The 20,025-nt window shown below is 35.6% G+C and carries 15 protein-coding genes; 12 read left to right on the top strand and 3 right to left on the bottom strand.

Annotation, left to right across the window (positions count from 1 at the left end; genetic code table 11):
* Positions 1 to 99: 99 nt before the first annotated feature.
* From sosA to sbcC, 7 genes are all read left to right on the top strand, one after another.
* Positions 100 to 318, top strand: coding sequence for a DNA damage-induced cell division inhibitor SosA (gene sosA, locus MUA88_RS06565; protein WP_262605263.1), 219 nt, complete (start codon positions 100 to 102; stop codon positions 316 to 318).
* Between the two features lie 132 nt (positions 319 to 450).
* A complete protein-coding gene (locus tag MUA88_RS06560) occupies positions 451 to 687 on the top strand; it encodes a DUF896 domain-containing protein (RefSeq protein ID WP_262603391.1) in 237 nt (78 codons plus the stop codon).
* 112 nt (positions 688 to 799) lie between these two features.
* A complete protein-coding gene (gene tkt, locus MUA88_RS06555; RefSeq protein ID WP_262605262.1) occupies positions 800 to 2,788 on the top strand; it encodes a transketolase in 1,989 nt (662 codons plus the stop codon).
* 187 nt (positions 2,789 to 2,975) lie between these two features.
* Positions 2,976 to 3,215: a YneF family protein gene (locus MUA88_RS06550; protein WP_262603389.1), complete on the top strand. Its 240-nt coding sequence runs from the start codon at positions 2,976 to 2,978 to the stop codon at positions 3,213 to 3,215.
* 224 nt (positions 3,216 to 3,439) lie between these two features.
* A complete protein-coding gene (locus tag MUA88_RS06545) occupies positions 3,440 to 3,916 on the top strand; it encodes a CcdC family protein (RefSeq protein WP_262603388.1) in 477 nt (158 codons plus the stop codon).
* 114 nt (positions 3,917 to 4,030) lie between these two features.
* A complete protein-coding gene (sbcD, locus tag MUA88_RS06540; RefSeq protein WP_262605261.1) occupies positions 4,031 to 5,146 on the top strand; it encodes an exonuclease subunit SbcD in 1,116 nt (371 codons plus the stop codon).
* A 2-nt stretch (positions 5,147 to 5,148) separates the two neighbouring features.
* Complete coding sequence (gene sbcC / locus MUA88_RS06535; protein WP_262605260.1) at positions 5,149 to 8,181, top strand: exonuclease subunit SbcC; 3,033 nt, start codon at positions 5,149 to 5,151, stop codon at positions 8,179 to 8,181.
* Between the two features lie 56 nt (positions 8,182 to 8,237).
* On the opposite strand, the gene mscL is transcribed toward sbcC, so the two are convergent.
* Positions 8,238 to 8,597: a large conductance mechanosensitive channel protein MscL gene (mscL, locus tag MUA88_RS06530; RefSeq protein WP_262603385.1), complete on the bottom strand. Its 360-nt coding sequence runs from the start codon at positions 8,595 to 8,597 to the stop codon at positions 8,238 to 8,240.
* Between the two features lie 234 nt (positions 8,598 to 8,831).
* Here mscL and MUA88_RS06525 point away from each other — a divergent pair, with 234 nt between their 5' ends.
* The 3 genes from MUA88_RS06525 (at position 8,832) to menI (ending at position 14,030) form a co-directional block, all read left to right on the top strand.
* A complete protein-coding gene (locus MUA88_RS06525; RefSeq protein WP_262603384.1) occupies positions 8,832 to 10,466 on the top strand; it encodes a BCCT family transporter in 1,635 nt (544 codons plus the stop codon).
* Positions 10,467 to 10,727: 261 nt separating this feature from the next.
* Positions 10,728 to 13,427 carry an aconitate hydratase AcnA gene (gene acnA / locus MUA88_RS06520; RefSeq protein ID WP_262603383.1) on the top strand — a complete coding sequence of 900 codons (2,700 nt, stop codon included), beginning with the start codon at positions 10,728 to 10,730 and terminating at the stop codon, positions 13,425 to 13,427.
* Positions 13,428 to 13,568: 141 nt separating this feature from the next.
* Positions 13,569 to 14,030: a 1,4-dihydroxy-2-naphthoyl-CoA hydrolase MenI gene (menI, locus tag MUA88_RS06515; RefSeq protein WP_262603382.1), complete on the top strand. Its 462-nt coding sequence runs from the start codon at positions 13,569 to 13,571 to the stop codon at positions 14,028 to 14,030.
* Between the two features lie 28 nt (positions 14,031 to 14,058).
* Here menI and MUA88_RS06510 read toward each other — a convergent pair whose 3' ends face one another.
* Both MUA88_RS06510 and plsY read right to left on the bottom strand, forming a co-directional pair.
* The gene (locus MUA88_RS06510) at positions 14,059 to 14,367 is read right to left on the bottom strand and encodes a HesB/YadR/YfhF family protein (protein WP_262603381.1); all 309 of its coding nucleotides are present in this window, start codon (positions 14,365 to 14,367) and stop codon (positions 14,059 to 14,061) included.
* Between the two features lie 80 nt (positions 14,368 to 14,447).
* The gene (gene plsY, locus MUA88_RS06505) at positions 14,448 to 15,029 is read right to left on the bottom strand and encodes a glycerol-3-phosphate 1-O-acyltransferase PlsY (RefSeq protein ID WP_262603380.1); all 582 of its coding nucleotides are present in this window, start codon (positions 15,027 to 15,029) and stop codon (positions 14,448 to 14,450) included.
* A 523-nt stretch (positions 15,030 to 15,552) separates the two neighbouring features.
* Between plsY and parE the strand changes: the two genes are divergently transcribed.
* Together parE and parC are read left to right on the top strand one after the other, a co-directional pair.
* The gene (gene parE, locus MUA88_RS06500; protein WP_262605259.1) at positions 15,553 to 17,550 is read left to right on the top strand and encodes a DNA topoisomerase IV subunit B; all 1,998 of its coding nucleotides are present in this window, start codon (positions 15,553 to 15,555) and stop codon (positions 17,548 to 17,550) included.
* Complete coding sequence (gene parC, locus MUA88_RS06495) at positions 17,550 to 19,964, top strand: DNA topoisomerase IV subunit A (RefSeq protein ID WP_262603378.1); 2,415 nt, start codon at positions 17,550 to 17,552, stop codon at positions 19,962 to 19,964. Before parE ends, parC begins: the two co-directional genes overlap by 1 nt.
* Positions 19,965 to 20,025 lie beyond the last annotated feature (61 nt).

Raw genomic sequence — 20,025 nt, 5'->3', positions numbered from 1 at the left:
CACGAACATGAACAAACATTTGTTCGTCTTTTTGTTGACACGGAACATTCGTTCTGTTAAATTACTTATACAAACAAATGTTCGAGGGAGTGTATGAAGATGATACAACGTAAATATTCTGAAATGGTCTTATTTTTAATGGTGTTTTTAGCATCGGTTGTATTATTTTTCACTTTTTTTATTATGATAAGTCACAATGGGCAAACAGAACAAACGTACGAAATGACTGATCATACTTTAAAAAATAGTGAACAATATGAGTCTGCACCTCATCAAAGTAATGAGGATAGTGTATTTGCAATTACATTGAGCGAGTAAACAATATTGAAGGCAACACCTGCTAGATTTTGATGTTGATTGTTTCGCAATTATTTCATTAAGTAGAAGTGTTTGGTTTTTGCCCTTATTTCTGATATATTTTTTGTAAAGAAATTGACGGAGGGTTGCAGCATGTTAAGCCAAGAAAAACTAAATCGTATTAATGAATTAGCAAGAAAGAAAAAAGAACAAGGATTAACAGAAATTGAAGCGAAAGAACAATCAAAGTTAAGAAGTGAATATTTAGAAACATTCCGTGGTAGCTTTAAGGCACAGATTGAGCAAACAAAAGTAATTGATCCCCAAGGTAATGATGTGACACCAGAGAAATTAAAAACAATTCAAAAACACAACAATCTACGTAAATAGTTGTCACATTTTTCACAAAAAATATTTAATGATTATGATGGATTTATTAGGTATCCAATATGGCTTTCAGTTATAATATGGATATGAAGAGAAATAGAAGGGAAGTTATTTTATGTTCGATAAAAATGATACTTTAGCAGTAAATACTTTGCGTGCATTGAGTATTGACGCAATTGAAAAAGCTAATTCAGGACACCCAGGTTTACCAATGGGTGCAGCGCCAATGGCTTACACGTTATGGACAAGACATCTAAATTTCAATCCAAAAGCTGATCAATATTTCAATAGAGATCGATTTGTATTATCAGCTGGTCACGGATCTGCATTATTGTACAGTTTATTACATGTATCAGGTGCTTTAGAGATGGACGAGTTGAAGAACTTTAGACAATGGGATTCAAAAACTCCTGGACATCCTGAGTTCCGCCATACACAAGGTGTAGATATTACAACAGGACCATTAGGACAAGGATTTGCAATGGCAGTTGGTATGGCAATGGCTGAAAAACATTTATCAGCAAAATATAATCAAGATGATATTTCTGTTGTAGATCACCACACATACGTTCTTGCATCTGATGGTGACTTAATGGAAGGTATTTCACATGAAGCGGCATCACTTGCAGGTCATTTAAAATTAGATAAGTTGATTACGCTATATGATTCAAATGATATTTCATTAGATGGTAAAACAAACAAGTCATTCTCTGAAAATATTAAGCAACGATTTGAAGCATATGGTTGGAATCATCTTTTAGTTGAAGATGGTAATGACTTAGAAGCGATTAATCGCGCTATTGAAACAGCTAAAGAACAAACAGGACCAACAATTATTGAAGTAAAGACAATTATTGGTTATGGTTCACCAAATAAATCTAATAGCCATACATCTCATGGTGCGCCTCTTGGAGCGGACGAACGTGCTTTAACTTTTGAGAATTATGCATTAGATGCGAATAAACAGTTCCACGTGGATGAAGTTGTTTATGATATTTTCAAAGATACGATGATTGCACGTGCAGATGCGCATGAAGCAGCTTGGGAAGCAGAATTTAAAAAGTATGAAGAAAAATACCCTGAACTTGCAGCGACACTAAAAACAGCAATTGCTGGAGAACTTCCAGAAGAGTATACAGCATCATTACCACAATTTGAAGTGGGGCACAAAGCGGCTTCACGTGCTGATTCTGGAGATGTTATTCAAGCATTAAGTGCTGCAGTTCCATCATTCTTCGGTGGTTCAGCTGACTTAGCATCATCAAACAAGTCTAATGTAAAAGAAGAAGGAGATTTCTCTGCTGAAGATGGTAGCGGTAGAAATATTTGGTTTGGTGTGCGTGAATTTGCTATGGCTGCAGCAGTTAATGGTATGGCAGCACATGGTGGTGTTCATCCATATGCAGCAACATTCTTTGTATTTAGTGACTATGTAAAACCAGCATTACGCCTGTCATCATTAATGGGATTAGGTTCAACATTTATCTTTACACATGACTCAATTGCAGTTGGTGAAGATGGACCAACACATGAGCCAATCGAACAATTAGCAGGGTTACGTGCGATTCCAAACTTAAACGTGATTCGTCCAGCAGATGGTAATGAAACACGTGTAGCATGGCAAGTTGCATTAGAATCTAAAAATACACCGACTGCATTAGTCTTAACAAGACAAGGTTTACCAGTATTAGATGTTGACGCAACAGTCTTAGAAGAAGGTGTTCGTAAAGGTGCATATGTTGTTTATGAAACTGAAACAGCACCAGAATATGTACTTTTAGCTACTGGTTCAGAAGTGAGCCTTCTTGTTGATGTAGCAAAAGAATTAGCTGAGCAAGGTAAAGGTGTACGTGTTGTTTCTATGCCGAACTGGCATGCATTTGAACAACAATCACAAGCTTACAAAGATGAAATTTTATTACCACATGTTGAAAAACGCGTTGCAGCTGAAATGGGTGCAACATTAGGTTGGCATAAATATGTAGGTATGAATGGTAAAGTGATTGGTATTGATCGTTTTGGTGCAAGTGCACCTGGTGACTTAGTGATTGAAAAATATGGATTCACAAAAGAACGAGTTTTAGCTGAAATCGAACAACTTTAATTACTTATTACAACTAAATTGAGAGAATAAAAATAGGGCAATGAAAGCAAAAGGGTCTTTTGTTGTCCTATTTCAATTTTAGAATTTGTGACGGATGTATACGAAACTTTTCACAGATGCACAGATTTCTTTTGCCGTCTCTTGAAAACAGAGGTTATTTTTAGTAAAATGCTATAGGATAAAGAAAGTGGGTGAAACGATGGCGACATGGTTAGCAATTTTATTAATTGTCATTGCACTTATCATCGGTCTTGTTGGTGGATTCTTCTTAGCACGTAAATATATGATGGACTATTTAAAAAAGAACCCACCTATCAATGAAGAAATGTTACGTATGATGATGATGCAGATGGGTCAAAAACCATCACAGAAAAAGATCAATCAAATGATGACAATGATGAATAAAAATATGGACAAAAAAATGTAATATTGATTTATATAAGCAAGGGAATCGGTGGTTGTTACAGCATAGATTCTCTTGCTTTTTACTTTTATGTGTATTTTAATATAACTATAATAAACGAGTAAGTTAAAAATGACTGGCACACGTGTTTGGTGGGTGAGCTTAGGATACTTAGATTCCTATAATGCTTACACACCTTAATCATTGTACCAATCGTATTAAGTCCTATACTCTGAGGAGGCAACACAGTGAGCTATTTAGTATTTTCCATTATAGTGGCTTTTGTTATGGGTGCCATTGTCATTGTTGTGAGAATGAAAGCACAACAATTTCCAGTGAATGAGAAGAAAATTATTTTGCCACCCGTTTTTATGTCAACAGGGGCATTGATGTATGTTGTGCCATACTTTAGATTGACACATGCAGAAATTGTAGAGTCGATTGTGATAGGTGTTATCTTCTCAACGGTCCTCATGATGACATCGCATTTTGAAGTGAAAGATAATGCGATTTATCTAAAAAAATCAAAAGCATTTCCAGTAGTACTGGTATCATTATTAATTATTCGAACAGTACTTAAAGTATTTTTAGGGAATTCCATTGATGCGGGTGAACTTGCAGGGATGTTCTTTTTACTTGCTTTTAGTATGTTGTTACCTTGGCGTTTAGCAATGCTTTGGCGATATAAACAATTAAAAAAACGCATGCTCAATCAAACAATCTAAAAGAAGTATGTTTAATATAAGAAAGACTGTAGCGGCAAGCAGCGAACATAGCCAGTAGGTGTGTGACCTGCTTGTTCTTTTTTAACGCACAAATAATGAATTCGAGGTGGTAAAATGAAAATCATTCATACAGCTGATTGGCATTTAGGGAAGCGACTCAATGGACATAGTTTCTTGGACGATCAGAGACATGTCCTTGCTCAATTTGTCGAACAAATGGTGCTGGAACAACCTGATTTGATTATTATTGCAGGGGATATCTATGATAAAGCACATCCTAATAAAAGTGTTGTAACTGTATTTGAAGAGATGGTGCAAACATTAAATTTAGAAATGAGTATTCCGATTGTTATTATCAATGGAAATCATGATAGTAAAGAACGGTTAGGTTATGGTGCATCATGGTTCAATCATAGTCAACTATATATTCGTACAACACTTTCTTCGTTTTTCGAACCAATCGTTTTTGATGATATTGCCATTTATACATTACCATTTTTTACAGTTTCTGAAGCACGTGTATTTCTAGAAAGTGATGTTAAGACATATGAACAGGCAATTAAAAGTTTCGTTGAGTTGATAAAGCCACAATTGGATCTACAGAAAAAGAATCTTTTAGTGGGTCATTTTACGTTAAATGGTGCGCCTAAATCTGATTCAGAACGTGATTTAACGATTGGTACGATTGAATCTGTGTCATCAACATATTTAGCTTGTTTTGATGGTGTTTTACTAGGGCATATACATCATCCATTTGCGATTGATTATGACCATATATTTTATAGTGGTTCTTTATTGCAGTATTCATTTTCTGAAGTGAAACAAGCAAAAGGTTATCGCACCATTGAATTTGTTGATGGACAAATGAAGCAGACATTTAAACCATTAAAGTCACAACATGAATTAGAAGTTGTGAAAGGCAAGTATGAGGATATTATGAATGGACATTTTGAAAGGAAATCAGATGAAAGTTATTTTCACTTTAAATTGACTGAGATGCAACATGTGACAGAGCCGATGCAGAAACTGAAACAATTATATCCAAATACATTGGCCCTAACTCCTGAAGTCTTTGTGATTTCAGATGAACAACGACATACAGGTGAAATCAAGCAGCTTGAACCTTTAGAAATTATTGATTCGTTCTATCAAATGCATACAGAACAATCTCTATCAGACATTCAAAGAGAACAGCTAGAAAAACTTATTTCTGAACAAAGGGGGATGTAAGAATGAAACCAATCCGATTAAATCTTGAAAACTTTGGTCCTTTTTTGAATGAAGAAATTGATTTTACCCAAATACAAGATAATCAATTGTTTTTAATATCTGGTAAAACGGGTTCTGGTAAGACAATGATATTTGATGGCATTGTTTACGCTCTATACGGTAAAGCATCGACGGAAAAGCGTGAGGTTAAACATTTGCGTAGCCAGTTTGCCGAACCAAATAATCCCTTAAAAGTCACTTTTGAATTCGAAGTGAGAGGACAACATTATAAAGTAATTCGAACTGCTTCGTATACAAAACCTGGAAATAAGACAGAAACAAAGCCATTGATAGAAGTATATATTCATGATGGCACAGACTATCAATTGGAAGAAAGTACGATTAGTGATGGAAATCAATATTTATTAGATGTGTTGAAATTAAAACATGATCAATTCCGTCAATTATTTATATTGCCTCAAGGAGAGTTCAAACGATTTTTAATGTCTAGTACGACTGATAAGCAACAAATTTTAAGAACGCTCTTTAATACACAACTATATGAGTATATAAATCTTAAATTGCAAGACAATACAAAAGGCATTAAAGTTCAGATTGAAAAGCAGCAAGAGAAAATTAAAGATAGATGGCAAAATCTTTCAGCATTTAACAATGAGGAACTAGAAAGTTATCAATCCATTTCTCCGCAGCAACACGAACGATTGCTTGAAGTATTACCAAAATATGAAGAAATAGGGAAGCAGCTTGTATCAAAATTAGAAAAAGAAACGAAACAATTACAGGAAAAAGTACAAGATTCCCAATTGGCCATAGAACAACAAAAACAACGTATCGCATTGGAAAATCATTATGAAACAATACTGAAAGAAATTGATATACTTGAAGCAGAGAAACCACAAATTCAAGCATATGAAGCGCAGCTCGCACGTATTACAGATAGTAAGTTAGCGATGAAGCTGTATCAGGATGCGCAAGTTGAAACGGAACAGTTGTCTGAATACAAACAACAAATTGATCAGCAAAGTAAATCGATTAAAACTGAACAGGAAACGATTCAAAATTTAGAAAAAGATATTGAAAAGTTAATATCACAAAAAGATACATTTCAAAGTAAACGTGCATTTATTCAAAATACACATTATTTTTATCAAAATGCGGATCAATTTCAAACGCATCAGCTAAATAAGAAGAAGCGAGAACAAGAAATTGAATCTTTAACCATACAATATACGCAACTTAAGGAAAAAGTTGATGCTTTGTATATTGAAACAAAAGGGCAAGTTGTTGACCTTGAACAAGAAAGACAACTTTTAGATAAGATTCAAGAAACAAGAAGTGCTGTTGATACCATGAAGCAGGCACAAAAAGATGCGCAAGAAGCAGTACGTTTAACGAATGAAATAGAAGAAAATAAAACAATTATTCAAAAGTTACAAACTCAAATTTCTGAGAAGACAAGTGCCATTAAGCCTATCACACATCATGATCAATCATTATTGAATCATGAAGAGGCGGTTGAGGTATTAAGAAGTGAATTAATATTAGATGAACCTTGTCCAGTTTGTCATCAAGTTGTACATCATATTGAAGATGGCATTTCTATTGAAGCACTCAAGCAACAATTGCAATGTAACAAAGATTTAGAAAGAGAGATACAAACAGCAAAAGAAAAGATGATTGCTTGTCAAACGACGTTGGCAATGAATGAAAAAATGTTTGATAAGGTGTCGCACCATCAGTTTGATCAAGAAAAGTTTGAAGAATTAAATGAAATGTTGTCATCATATTCTGTTACCTATGAAACGTTACATAACAATAATAAAGAATTAGAAGCCGCGCAGAAACAATTAAATAAGTTGAATGAAACGATGAGACAAGTTGAGCAAGAAAAATCTTTAAAGTCGGAACAATTGAATCACGATTCTGAGATGCTTGAAACATTCAAATCTCAAACGTCATATGATGAAATCCAATCTTTTGTAGAAGCATTTAAGCAAGTATCTGAAGAGGTGGAAGACTATGATAAGTCGCGTGAACGATTAGATGTGAAGAAACAACAGTGTGAAAAACGAATTGAGAATTTAATGTTATCAAGAGAATCAAACCAAACGTTGGTTGAGAAGTCACAGCTAAAAATAGAACGTCTTAACTCAGAGTTATATGAAGAGCTTGAACGTTTAGATATAGACAATGTTCAACAATTAGAGCAAGTGATGCAAGAAATCGATAAAGAAGCAGAAATTAAGACACTTATCACGCAACACGTTGAAACATTTCATGTCAAAATCGCCAAACGAGATGAGTTAAAACAGCAAATAGGTTCATTCGAAGTGAAAGATTTAACTGAATTAGAAAAGAATCATGAAGTATTGGAAAAACATTATCAGGAAAAACAAAAAATATCTCATCAGGCAGAATTAAAGTTAAAAGATAATGATATCCGTATTAGAGATATAAAAGATCAAATTACGTATTTAAAAGAACAATTAGAGGAACAGAGTGAGCTGGTTATTTTATCAGATATCATTAAAGGGGCTAATCATAAAAAGCTAAGTCTCGAAAATTACGTGCTGACTTATTATTTGGATCAAATTTTAGTACAAGCAAATAAACGACTTGCGAATATGACGGGTGGTCGATATCGACTTGTGCGTCGAGAAAAAGCAGGCCATGGTTATAGTGGCTTAGACATTGATGTTTTTGATTATTATGCCAATCAGTCTCGTCCGATTAACTCTTTATCAGGCGGGGAAACTTTCCAAGCCTCTCTAGCTTTGGCACTTGGTTTATGTGAGATTGTGCAAAATGAACAAGGTGGTATTTCACTTGATGCAATGTTTATAGATGAAGGATTTGGTACGCTTGATCAAGAAACATTAGAAACAGCACTTGATACACTGATTCAATTACAATCAAGTGGCCGTTTAGTGGGTGTCATTTCACATGTGACAGAATTAAAAGAACGTATTCCAATTATTTTAGAAGTGATTTCGAATAATTATCAAAGTGTGACAAAGTTATCATTCCGAGAATAAAAAGAAAAGCGTTAGAATTCGTATAAGTTGAATTCTAACGCTTTTACTATATCCGATTATTTATTACGTAAAATATCACGGATTTCAGTTAAGATCACTGTGTTTTCTTCAATTTCTTCTTCGATTTCTTCTTCTTGAGGTTTTACTAATGTGTTAGCAATTTTAACGAAGATGAATAATGCTACTGCAACGATTAAGAAGTCGATGATTGATTGGATGAAAATACCGTATTTAATACCGAAAGCTGACCAGTTTTCAGCAAAGTTAATTTCACCAAATAATAGACCGATTAACGGCATGATAATGTTTTCTACTAAAGATGTTACGATTTTATTGAAGGCAGCACCCATTACAACAGCGACTGCTAAATCTAATACATTGCCTTTTAGCGCGAATTCTTTAAACTCTTGAAACATTCTAATTACTCCTTTTTAAATATTATTTAAACGATAAATGATATTATACAACATTTTAGTAGCATTACAATACTCTTTCCTGAATAAAATCGTTTTCATTTTACACTTCGTTGATTATTATGTTTTATTTTGTTATGGTATATAAGTGGTTTCATTTTATACCTTTTAAACTTTTATTAGTTAGGTATATATATAATATTTAAAAACTAAATATGAAAGGGAGTATGTTAATTTATGAATACTTCAAATCCAGAACCAAATGGTAAGAAGTTTTCACCAGTTTTCTCAATTAGTGCTATTATCGTATTTGCTATTGTACTTATTGGGGTATTTGTCTCATCACAATTTGGTGACTTTGCAAATGAAATAAAAATGTGGATCACTGATAACTTAGGTTGGTATTACTTAATTTTAACAACTGTTATCGTGTTCTTCTGTATCTTCTTAATCTTCAGCCCAATCGGTAAATTAAAATTGGGTCGCCCTAATGACAAACCAGAATTCAATACAATTTCTTGGTTTGCGATGCTCTTTAGTGCTGGTATGGGTATTGGTCTTGTGTTCTATGGCGCAGCAGAACCATTATCTCACTTTGCAGCACCACCTACAGCAGATCCGATGACAAAGCAAGCATATGCTGAATCATTGCGTTCAACATTCTTCCACTGGGGATTCCATGCATGGGCAGTATATGGTGTCGTTGCATTGGCACTTGCTTATTCACAATTTAGAAAAGGTGAACCCGGATTACTTTCTAAAACATTAAGACCGATTTTGGGAGATCGTGTTGATGGTCCAATTGGTATGTTTATTGATGTTTTAGCAGTATTCGCAACAGTAATTGGTGTCGCCGTATCACTTGGTATGGGTGCGTTACAAATTGCTGGTGGTTTAAATTACTTATTCGGTATTCCAAATAATATCGTAACTCAAGGTGTTATCATCGTTGTTGTGACTATCTTATTCATTATGAGTGCTTGGTCAGGACTAAGTAAAGGGATTCAATACTTAAGTAACTTAAACATTACACTAGGTGCACTATTAATGTTTGCTGCTTTAATTATTGGACCAACTGTTTTAATTATGAACATGTTTACAAGTTCGATGGGTAGCTTGTTAGATGGCTTCTTATTCAGCAGTTTTGATACAGCATCACAAAATCCTCAAAAAGCAGAATGGATGTCTGGTTGGACATTGTACTACTGGGGTTGGTGGATGAGCTGGAGTCCGTTTGTAGGTGTATTCATTGCCCGTGTATCTAAAGGACGTTCTATCCGTGAATTCATCTCTGGTGTGATGCTTGTACCAGTCATTGTAAGTTTCTTATGGTTTAGTGTATTCGGTGTATTAGGCATTGAAACTGCTAAAAAACATAAAGAAATTCTAGACATGTCTGTAGAGACACAGCTCTTTGGTGTGTTTAATCATTTACCAATGGGAATGGTCTTATCAATGGTTGCATTATTATTGATTGCATCATTCTTTATCACTTCAGCAGACTCAGCAACATTCGTATTAGGTATGCAAACAACTAATGGCTCACTGAACCCAAGTCAATTCGTTAAAGTAACATGGGGTATTGCCCAATCACTGATCGCTTTTGTATTATTATTATCAGGTAATGGTAATGGTGAAGAAGGATTGAATGCATTACAAAGTGCGGCAATTATTAGTGCATTGCCATTCTCAATTGTTGTGATCATGATGATGATCAGCTTCTATAAAGATGCAAACAGAGAACGTAAATTCTTAGGTTTAACATTAACACCTAACAAACATCGTCTAAAAGAATATGTGGCTCAGTCACAACAAGATTATGAGGACGAACTCATTTCAAAAAGAAAAGCAATGAGAGATCAAGAACAATAAAATAATATGATTGAAAGAAGCGGTTGAATGCCATTGAGGTGTTTGACCGCTTCTTTATGTTATTTTGCGAATTGAAAATCGTTCTCAATTAATAACTTAAATTTATCAATACTTCATAATGTTATAAGATGTACTTATGATATCTAATTACAAAGACAAAATTCAAAACAAGGTGATTTAGCGCTTACATAGTTGTTTTTAAAGCGTTTTAATAATACAATTGAATCAAAGGCATATAAAATTTCCAAGGGGGACATTCAAATGACTGCAAATTTAAAAGAGCAAGCGAAGAAGTCATTTCAAGTGAACGGTCAGGATATTACATATTATGACCTAAACGTATTAGAGGAAAAAGGCTTAACTAAAATCAGTCGCTTACCATATTCTATCCGTGTATTATTAGAATCAGTTTTACGCCAAGAAGATGGTTTTGTTATTACAGAAGACCATATTAAATCATTGGCTACATTCGGAAAAGAAAATGACAAAGGCGAAGTGCCATTCAAGCCTTCACGTGTTATTTTACAAGACTTTACAGGTGTGCCAGCGGTCGTGGACTTGGCCTCTTTACGTAAAGCAATGGATGATGTAGGTGGGGATCTTACAAAAATCAATCCAGAAGTACCAGTTGACTTAGTTATCGACCACTCAGTACAAGTTGATAGCTATGGTAACCCAGACGCTGTAGAGCGCAATATGAAATTAGAATTCGAACGTAACTATGAGCGTTATCAATTCTTAAGCTGGGCAACGAAAGCATTCCAAAACTATAATGCAGTGCCACCAGCAACAGGTATCGTTCACCAAGTTAACTTAGAATACCTTGCGAATGTTGTTCATGTACGTGACGAAGAAGGCGAAAAAGTCGCTTATCCAGATACATTAGTTGGTACAGACTCACATACGACAATGATTAACGGTCTAGGTGTACTAGGCTGGGGTGTAGGTGGTATCGAAGCGGAAGCAGGTATGCTTGGTCAACCTTCATACTTCCCAATTCCAGAAGTCATCGGTGTACGTTTATCAAACGAATTACCACAAGGTGCAACAGCGACAGACTTAGCATTACGTGTAACAGAGTTATTACGTCAAAAAGGTGTAGTAGGCAAGTTTGTTGAATTCTTCGGTCCAGGTGTTGATAAGTTACCATTAGCAGACCGTGCAACAATTGCGAACATGGCGCCTGAATATGGTGCAACATGTGGTTTCTTCCCAGTGGATGATGAAACACTTAAATATTTACGTTTAACTGGTCGTTCTGCTGAGCATATCGATGCAGTTGAAAAATATTTAAAAGAAAACCACTTATTCTTTGATGTAGAAGAAGAACCAAACTACACAGATATTGTTGATTTAGATTTATCAACAGTAGAAGCATCTTTATCAGGTCCTAAACGTCCACAAGATCTTATCTTCTTAAGCAATATGAAAGAAGCTTTCCAAAAATCTGTCACTGCACCAGCAGGTAACCAAGGACATGGTTTTGATGAGAGTGAATTCGATAAGAAAGCGACAATCGACTTTAAAGATGGCCGTAAATCAGAAATGAAAACAGGTGATATCGCGATTGCTGCGATTACATCATGTACAAATACATCTAACCCATACGTTATGTTAGGTGCAGGTTTATTAGCAAAAAAAGCAGTTGCTAAAGGCCTAAAAGTACCTGATTATGTAAAAACATCACTTGCTCCAGGTTCAAAAGTTGTAACTGGATACCTTCGTGATGCAGGTTTACAAGAGTACTTAGATCAACTTGGTTTCAACTTAGTTGGTTATGGTTGTACGACATGTATCGGTAACTCAGGTCCGTTATTAGAAGAAATCGAAGCAGCGATTGCGAAAGAAGACTTATTAGTAACTTCTGTATTATCTGGTAACCGTAACTTTGAAGGACGTATCCACCCACTTGTTAAAGCAAACTATCTTGCATCACCACCACTTGTTGTGGCATATGCTTTAGCAGGAACAGTAGATATCGACTTACAAAATGAACCACTTGGTCAAGATGCAGAAGGTAACGATGTATTCTTAAAAGATATCTGGCCTTCAATTCAAGAAGTTTCAGATACAGTAGATAGCGTTGTAACACCTGAACTCTTTAAAGAAGAGTATGCGAACGTATATGAAAATAACGAATTATGGAACCAAATTGATACAACAGAACAACCATTGTATGACTTTGATCCAAGTTCAACATATATACAAAACCCAACATTCTTCCAAGGTTTATCAAAAGAACCTGGTACAATCCAACCGTTAACAGGTTTACGTGTCATGGGTAAATTTGGAGACTCAGTAACAACTGACCACATTTCACCAGCGGGTGCAATTGGTAAAGACACACCAGCAGGTAAATACTTGTTAGAAAACGGCGTTTCTCCACGTGACTTCAACTCATATGGTTCTCGTCGTGGTAACCACGAAGTCATGGTACGTGGTACATTCGCTAACATTCGTATTAAAAACCAATTAGCGCCAGGTACTGAAGGTGGATTCACAACATATTGGCCAACTAATGAAGTAATGCCAATCTTTGATGCGGCTATGAAGTACAAACAAGATGGCACAGGCTTAGTTGTATTAGCAGGTAACGACTATGGTATGGGATCTTCTCGTGACTGGGCTGCAAAAGGTACAAACTTATTAGGTGTTAAAACAGTTATTGCACAAAGTTATGAACGTATCCACCGTTCTAACTTAGTCATGATGGGTGTATTACCATTACAATTTAAAGCTGGTGAATCAGCTGACACACTTGGTCTAGATGGTCAAGAAACAATCAAAGTGGATATTGACGAAACAGTTCAACCAGGACAACTTGTTAAAGTGACTGCAACAAAAGCGGACGGCACTGAAGTTGTGTTTGAAGCGATTGCACGTTTCGACTCTAACGTTGAAATGGATTACTATCGTCATGGTGGTATCTTACAACTTGTATTACGTAAAAAATTAGCATAATACAACAATAAATATGACGGGTACAGTGAATGTTTGCTGTACTCGTTTTTTAATTTGGATTTAGCCAATCGATTTACTTATGTATAGAGGGGGTTTTATGCTAAGATAATCACAATAATACTTTAGAGAGAGGTTTGACGTATGTTATATGCATTGACAGAAATTGAAGTGCGCTATCAAGAAACAGATCAGATGGGTGTTGTTTACCATGGGAATTATGCAACATGGTTTGAAGTGGCACGTACGGATTATGTTCGCAAGTTAGGTTTGGATTATATGGAGATGGAACGTCAAGGTGTCGTCTCTCCTGTGACTGAACTCAATGTTCAATATAAGAAAAGTGTTGGGTATCCGGATGTCGTAACTGTGAAGACATGGGTATCTAAGTTTTCACGATTAAGATATCGTTATGAATATGAAGTGTATAATTCAGAGGGAGAAGTTGTCACAAAAGGTTATACAGATAACGTGATTATCACAAAAGATGGTGGGAAACCACTCCGTTTAGATAAGTCATTCCCTAAATGGTACGATGTTTACAGTGAAGTAGATAAGCGAAATAAAGCAGGAGAAGATCTTGAATTGAAAAAACCCAATCAATAAGCACAAATGCTTATTGATTGGGTTTATCTTATGCTTCATTTTTAATTTGAGCGTGATAGATGATTTCGTCATTTTCTATATCAATTGTTAATTGATGGTCTTCATAATACCATACGTCTTTTTCTGCAATAACGACGTGTAGGCCGTCTACTTTTGTTTCGTAACCAACTTCATCTATATCTTTTAGAAAGTCTACATTAAATGCAGGACTGAATCCTTGCTTTAATTGGAATTCGCCACCGTAACGGACGACAAAGTGGAGTACTTTACCAGCTTCAGGTAATTCAAGTTCCTCTTTGAACCATTCTATAGCTTTAGGGGTTAGTTCTAAATTCATGCGTGAAACGCCTCCTTCATCATAAAAGTAAAGTACGCTTTTATTTTAGCGTTTTTTGTGTTGAAATCAAACTGTCGTGCTTACATCCATTTGATTTTTGGTTCTGTGCCATTCAAAATACGCTTAATATTGCTTGTATGTCGATAAATAAGGAGACAAGTTACTGCAAAGCTTACAATGAGTAAGACATAGTCATGTACGATAATGGACCCAATGACACAACAACTTGCACCGACAATACTTGATAGTGACACGTACTTAGATAAATAAAGTGTGATAAAGAATACACCTACAAGGATAATGAACAATAAAGGATTGACCCCTAATAAAACACCAGCACTCGTAGCAACGGCTTTCCCACCTCTGAATTTTAAGTAGATTGGGTATACATGACCGAGAATTGCGAAGATCCCCACAATAAGACCATGAATATCAACACTAAACCATATCGGTAGAAAAACTGCGAAAGTTCCTTTTAAAATATCAAAAAATGTTACTGCAAAACCAGCGGGCTTTCCGAGTACACGGAAACTGTTTGTTGCGCCCATATTACCACTGCCATAATTACGAATGTCTTTGTTGAAAAATATTTTTCCTATCAAATAACCACTCGGTATCGAACCGATTAAATAACTTACAATAAATAAAAGGCTTAATGCCATGAATTTTCACATCCTTTTAGTACCTGCTCTTATTTTACCATAAAATTGAATTTCGTCATGTATTTTCTTGTTATGTCTCTTTTACCCATCGCTAAATATATACCTATTTGTATGAGTGAGCGTATTAACGCTTGCATTCCCTTCTATATACGTTTAAGGTTAAACTAAGTCAAAGAATAGCAAAGCATCTTATCTGTAACACATAAAGTAGGGTTATTCATTTTAGGTATTATGAGATACACCTCGGTGATATATCGATCTGTATCATTTGCCTCCTATTCTCTATTGTAATAGGAGGTCTTTTTGTTGTGGATAACGGTAATAAGAATACATGCATCATTTTTAAATATGAATAGCCATTAAAAAACTATTTTCCTTAAATAAGTGACATGGATGAACGTGTCTTAAATGGCTTTGTTTAGGCGATTTCTTTTAATTGTGACTTGCATTTTTGTAGTTTTTATATAAGAATAGCTATTGTATAGTTTGATAAACGAACGTATGTTTGCAGGAGGGGAATTGTGTGTCAGCGAAAAAGAAGAATAATTATTCGGATGATGCGATACAAGTATTAGAAGGTCTTGAAGCGGTACGTAAAAGACCAGGTATGTATATAGGTTCTACAGACAAACGCGGGTTACATCACCTTGTCTATGAAGTCGTTGATAACTCTGTAGATGAAGTATTAAATGGCTATGGTGATGAAATCCAAGTAACGATTAATGCTGATGAGAGCATTACCATTGCAGATAACGGACGTGGTATGCCAACAGGAATGCATCAATCAGGCAAACCAACTGTGGAGGTTATCTTTACGGTATTACATGCAGGTGGTAAGTTTGGCCAAGGTGGTTATAAAACATCTGGTGGGCTACATGGTGTCGGGGCTTCTGTCGTTAACGCGTTAAGTGAATGGTTAACGGTTGAAATTCATCGTGATGGCAAAGTGTTTGAACAGAAATTTGCACATGGTGGTGTCCCGCAAACGAGTCTTGTTAAAAAAGGAAAAACGAAAAAGACAGGAACGATTGTTACATTTAAACCTGATTCAGAGATATTTAAAAGTACGACATCTTTTAACTTCGATACATTAAGCGAACGTTTCCAAGAGTCTTCATTCTTATTACAAGGCTTAAAGATTGTGATGGAAGATAAGCGATCTGGAAAAGAACGTCAAGAAGTATATCATTATGAAGAAGGTATTAAGGCGTTTGTAAGTTATGTTAATGAAGGAAAAGAAACATTACATGACGTTGCGTTATTCCAAGGGACAATCAATGATATCGAAGTAGATGTAGCGTTCCAATATAATGATCAATATTCAGAGAGTATTTTAAGTTTCGTTAATAACGTACGTACGAAAGATGGTGGTACGCATGAAGTTGGATTTAAAACAGCTATGACACGTGTATTTAATGACTACTCTCGCCGTATTGGTGAACTAAAACCAAAAGATAAGAATGTAGAAGGTAATGATATTCGTGAAGGATTAACTGCCATTGTATCAGTTCGTATCCCAGAACATCTTCTACAATTTGAAGGGCAAACAAAGTCTAAACTTGGGACGCCTGAAGCAAGAAGTGCCGTAGATGCTTTAATTACTGAAAAACTTCCTTTTTATTTAGAAGAAAAAGGACAATTATCAAAAGCATTGGTCAAAAAGGCGATCAAAGCGCAACAAGCACGTGAGGCAGCTCGTAAAGCGCGTGAAGATTCACGTTCAGGTAAAAAGAATCGTCGCAAGGACACATTGTTGTCTGGTAAGTTGACACCTGCGCAAAGTAAAAATACAAAGAAAAATGAATTGTACCTAGTTGAGGGTGACTCAGCTGGTGGCTCAGCAAAACTGGGACGTGATCGTAAGTTTCAAGCCATTTTACCGTTGCGTGGTAAAGTGATTAATACCGAAAAAGCCCGTCTTGAAGATATTTTCAAAAATGAAGAGATTAATACCATTATTCATACGATTGGTGCAGGTGTTGGGAATGACTTTAACTTAGAAGATAGTAACTACAATCGTGTGATCATCATGACCGATGCGGATACAGATGGTGCACACATTCAAGTACTATTACTGACATTCTTCTTTAAATATATGCGTCCACTTGTACGAGAAGGGCATGTTTATATTGCTTTACCACCTCTTTATAAGTTGGAGAAAGGAAAAGGGAAGCAAAAACGTGTGGAATATGCATGGACGGATGAAGAGTTAGAGAAATTACAGAAAAAGCTGGGGAAAGGTTTTATGCTACAACGTTATAAAGGTTTAGGTGAAATGAACCCTGAACAATTGTGGGAAACAACAATGAACCCAGAAACACGTACATTAATTCAAGTCCAAATTGACGATGAAGTGCGCTCATCTAAACGCGTCTCTACATTAATGGGTGACAAAGTAGCACCACGTCGTGAATGGATTGAAAGACACGTACAATTTGGCATGCAAGAAGACCAAAGTATTTTGGAAAATGATGAGGTCCAAATATTAGTTAAAGATGAAACTGACGGGGAGGAAGCATAATGGCTGAAGTAATACAAAGTTTACCGTTAGAAGATGTCATAGGTGATCGCTTTGGACGTTACAGTAAATATATTATTCAAGAACGTGCATTACCAGATGTTCGTGATGGATTAAAACCTGTACAAAGACGTATTTTATATTCTATGTATTCAAGTGGAAATACATACGATAAAAACTTCCGTAAAAGTGCGAAAACAGTCGGTGATGTCATCGGGAACTTACATCCACACGGTGATAGTTCTGTTTATGATGCTATGGTGCGTTTAAGTCAAGATTGGAAGCTACGCCATGTTCTTGTTGAAATGCACGGGAATAACGGAAGTATTGATAATGACCCACCTGCTGCGATGCGTTATACAGAAGCAAAGTTAAGTCAACTGTCTGAACAATTATTACGTGACTTAAATAAAGAAACGGTTGATTTTGTACCGAACTATGATGATACGCAAATGGAACCAATGGTGTTACCAGCGCGATTACCAAACTTACTGATTAATGGGTCTACGGGTATTTCAGCAGGTTATGCAACGGATATTCCACCACATAACTTAGCTGAAGTCATTACGGCGACATTGAAGTTGATTGATAAGCCTGATATGACTGTGAAGCAATTGATGAAGTATATCAAAGGTCCTGATTTCCCAACAGGCGGTATTATTCAAGGGATTGATGGTATTCAAAAGGCATATGAGACTGGTAAAGGCAAAGTAATTGTCCGTGCCAAAGCTGAAACAGAAACATTGCGCAATGGTCGTAGTCAAATTGTTGTGACAGAAATTCCGTATGAGGTCAACAAAGGAAACCTTGTCAAAAAAATTGATGAGTTACGTGCTGATAAAAAAGTAGAAGGTATTATTGAAGTTCGTGATGAAACGGATCGAAGCGGATTAAGAGTCGCGATTGAATTGAAAAAAGATGTTAATGCTACAGCGATACTCAACTACTTATATAAGAACACAGACTTACAAGTAGCCTATAACTTTAATATGGTGGCCATTAGTGAAGGTCGCCCGAAATTAATGGGCATTAAACAAATTATTGATTGCTATTTGAACCATCAAATTGAAGTCGTAACACGCCGTACAAAATTTGACTTGAAACATGCAGAAGATCGTATGCATATTGTAGAAGGATTAATGAAGGCATTGTCTATTTTATATGAGGTTATTGCTTTAATCCGTGAATCAAAAAATAAACGTGATGCGAAAGAAAACTTAGTTGCGACTTATGATTTTAGTGAAGCACAAGCAGAAGCGATTGTGATGTTACAACTGTATCGTTTAACGAATACGGATATCGTGGCATTACAAGAAGAACATGATGCGTTATCAAAAACAATTGCGGGACTACAACACATTTTAAATGATCATGATGCATTGTTAAATGTGATTAAAACAGAATTAGAAGAGATTAAAAAGCAATTTAAAGAGCCGAGATTGTCTACGATTGAAGCGGAAATTGCTGAAATTAAGATTGATAAAGAGGTACTTGTACCAAGTGAAGTGGTCATGCTGAGTGTGACGTATCAAGGTTATATGAAGCGTACATCATTGCGTAGTTATAATGCTTCGGGCAAGGATGAAATTGGCTTGAAAACAGATGACTATGTTATTAAATCTTTAGAAGTCAATACACAAGATACAGCACTCGTATTTACGAATAAAGGCCGTTATTTATCGATTCCTGTCCATAAAATCCCGGATATTAAATGGAAAGACCTTGGGCAGCATATTTCGCAAATTGCCTCTATTGATGAAGACGAAGCGATTGTCAATTATGAAGTGGTATCCACATTTGATGATCATGAAGCGGTCATGACTGCAACACGTAATGGCATGATTAAAATGACCACATTGTCTCACTATAAAACAGCACGTCATCTTAAACCACTTGTAGGTATGAAATTAAAAGATCAAGATGTTGTAATAAGTGCTGTAAAAGTAAACGTCGAAGAAATACAACGACTCGTCACATTACTAACGTATAAAGGTATGTCATTAACGTATCCACTTTCTGAATTGCCAACGACAGGTATTCGTACAGGCGGTGTGAAAGCCATCAATCTGAAAGCAGAGGATCATGTGGTCATGGCAGATCTTGTAAGTGAAGAAGATACGATACTCATCGCAACGCAACGTGGTGCATTAAAACGTATTGGTTTCAATGTTTTACAAGTAGCCAAACGTGCACAACGTGGTATTACCTTGTTAAAAGAATTGAAAAAACAACCACATCGTATTGTTGATGCACATATTTGTGACACTTCTAAAACACAATATCACTTAATTTCAGATGAAGCAGTACATGATGGGCAAATTAACAAAATACATCTCTCTGAACAATATACAAATGGTTCTTTCGTCGTTGATACAAGTACATTTGGTGAAATTCACACTCTTTTTGTTAGTGAATAATTAAAAATTTTATAGTCACTGTTAAATATTGGTGGTAGAATACTACTAGCTGTATTTAAAG

Source organism: Staphylococcus sp. IVB6240, from assembly GCF_025558425.1.
In the GTDB taxonomy this organism is placed as follows: Bacteria; Bacillota; Bacilli; order Staphylococcales; family Staphylococcaceae; genus Staphylococcus.
The sequence above is the reverse complement of the archived record's forward strand: the minus strand, read 5'-3'. Positions and strand labels throughout refer to the sequence as shown.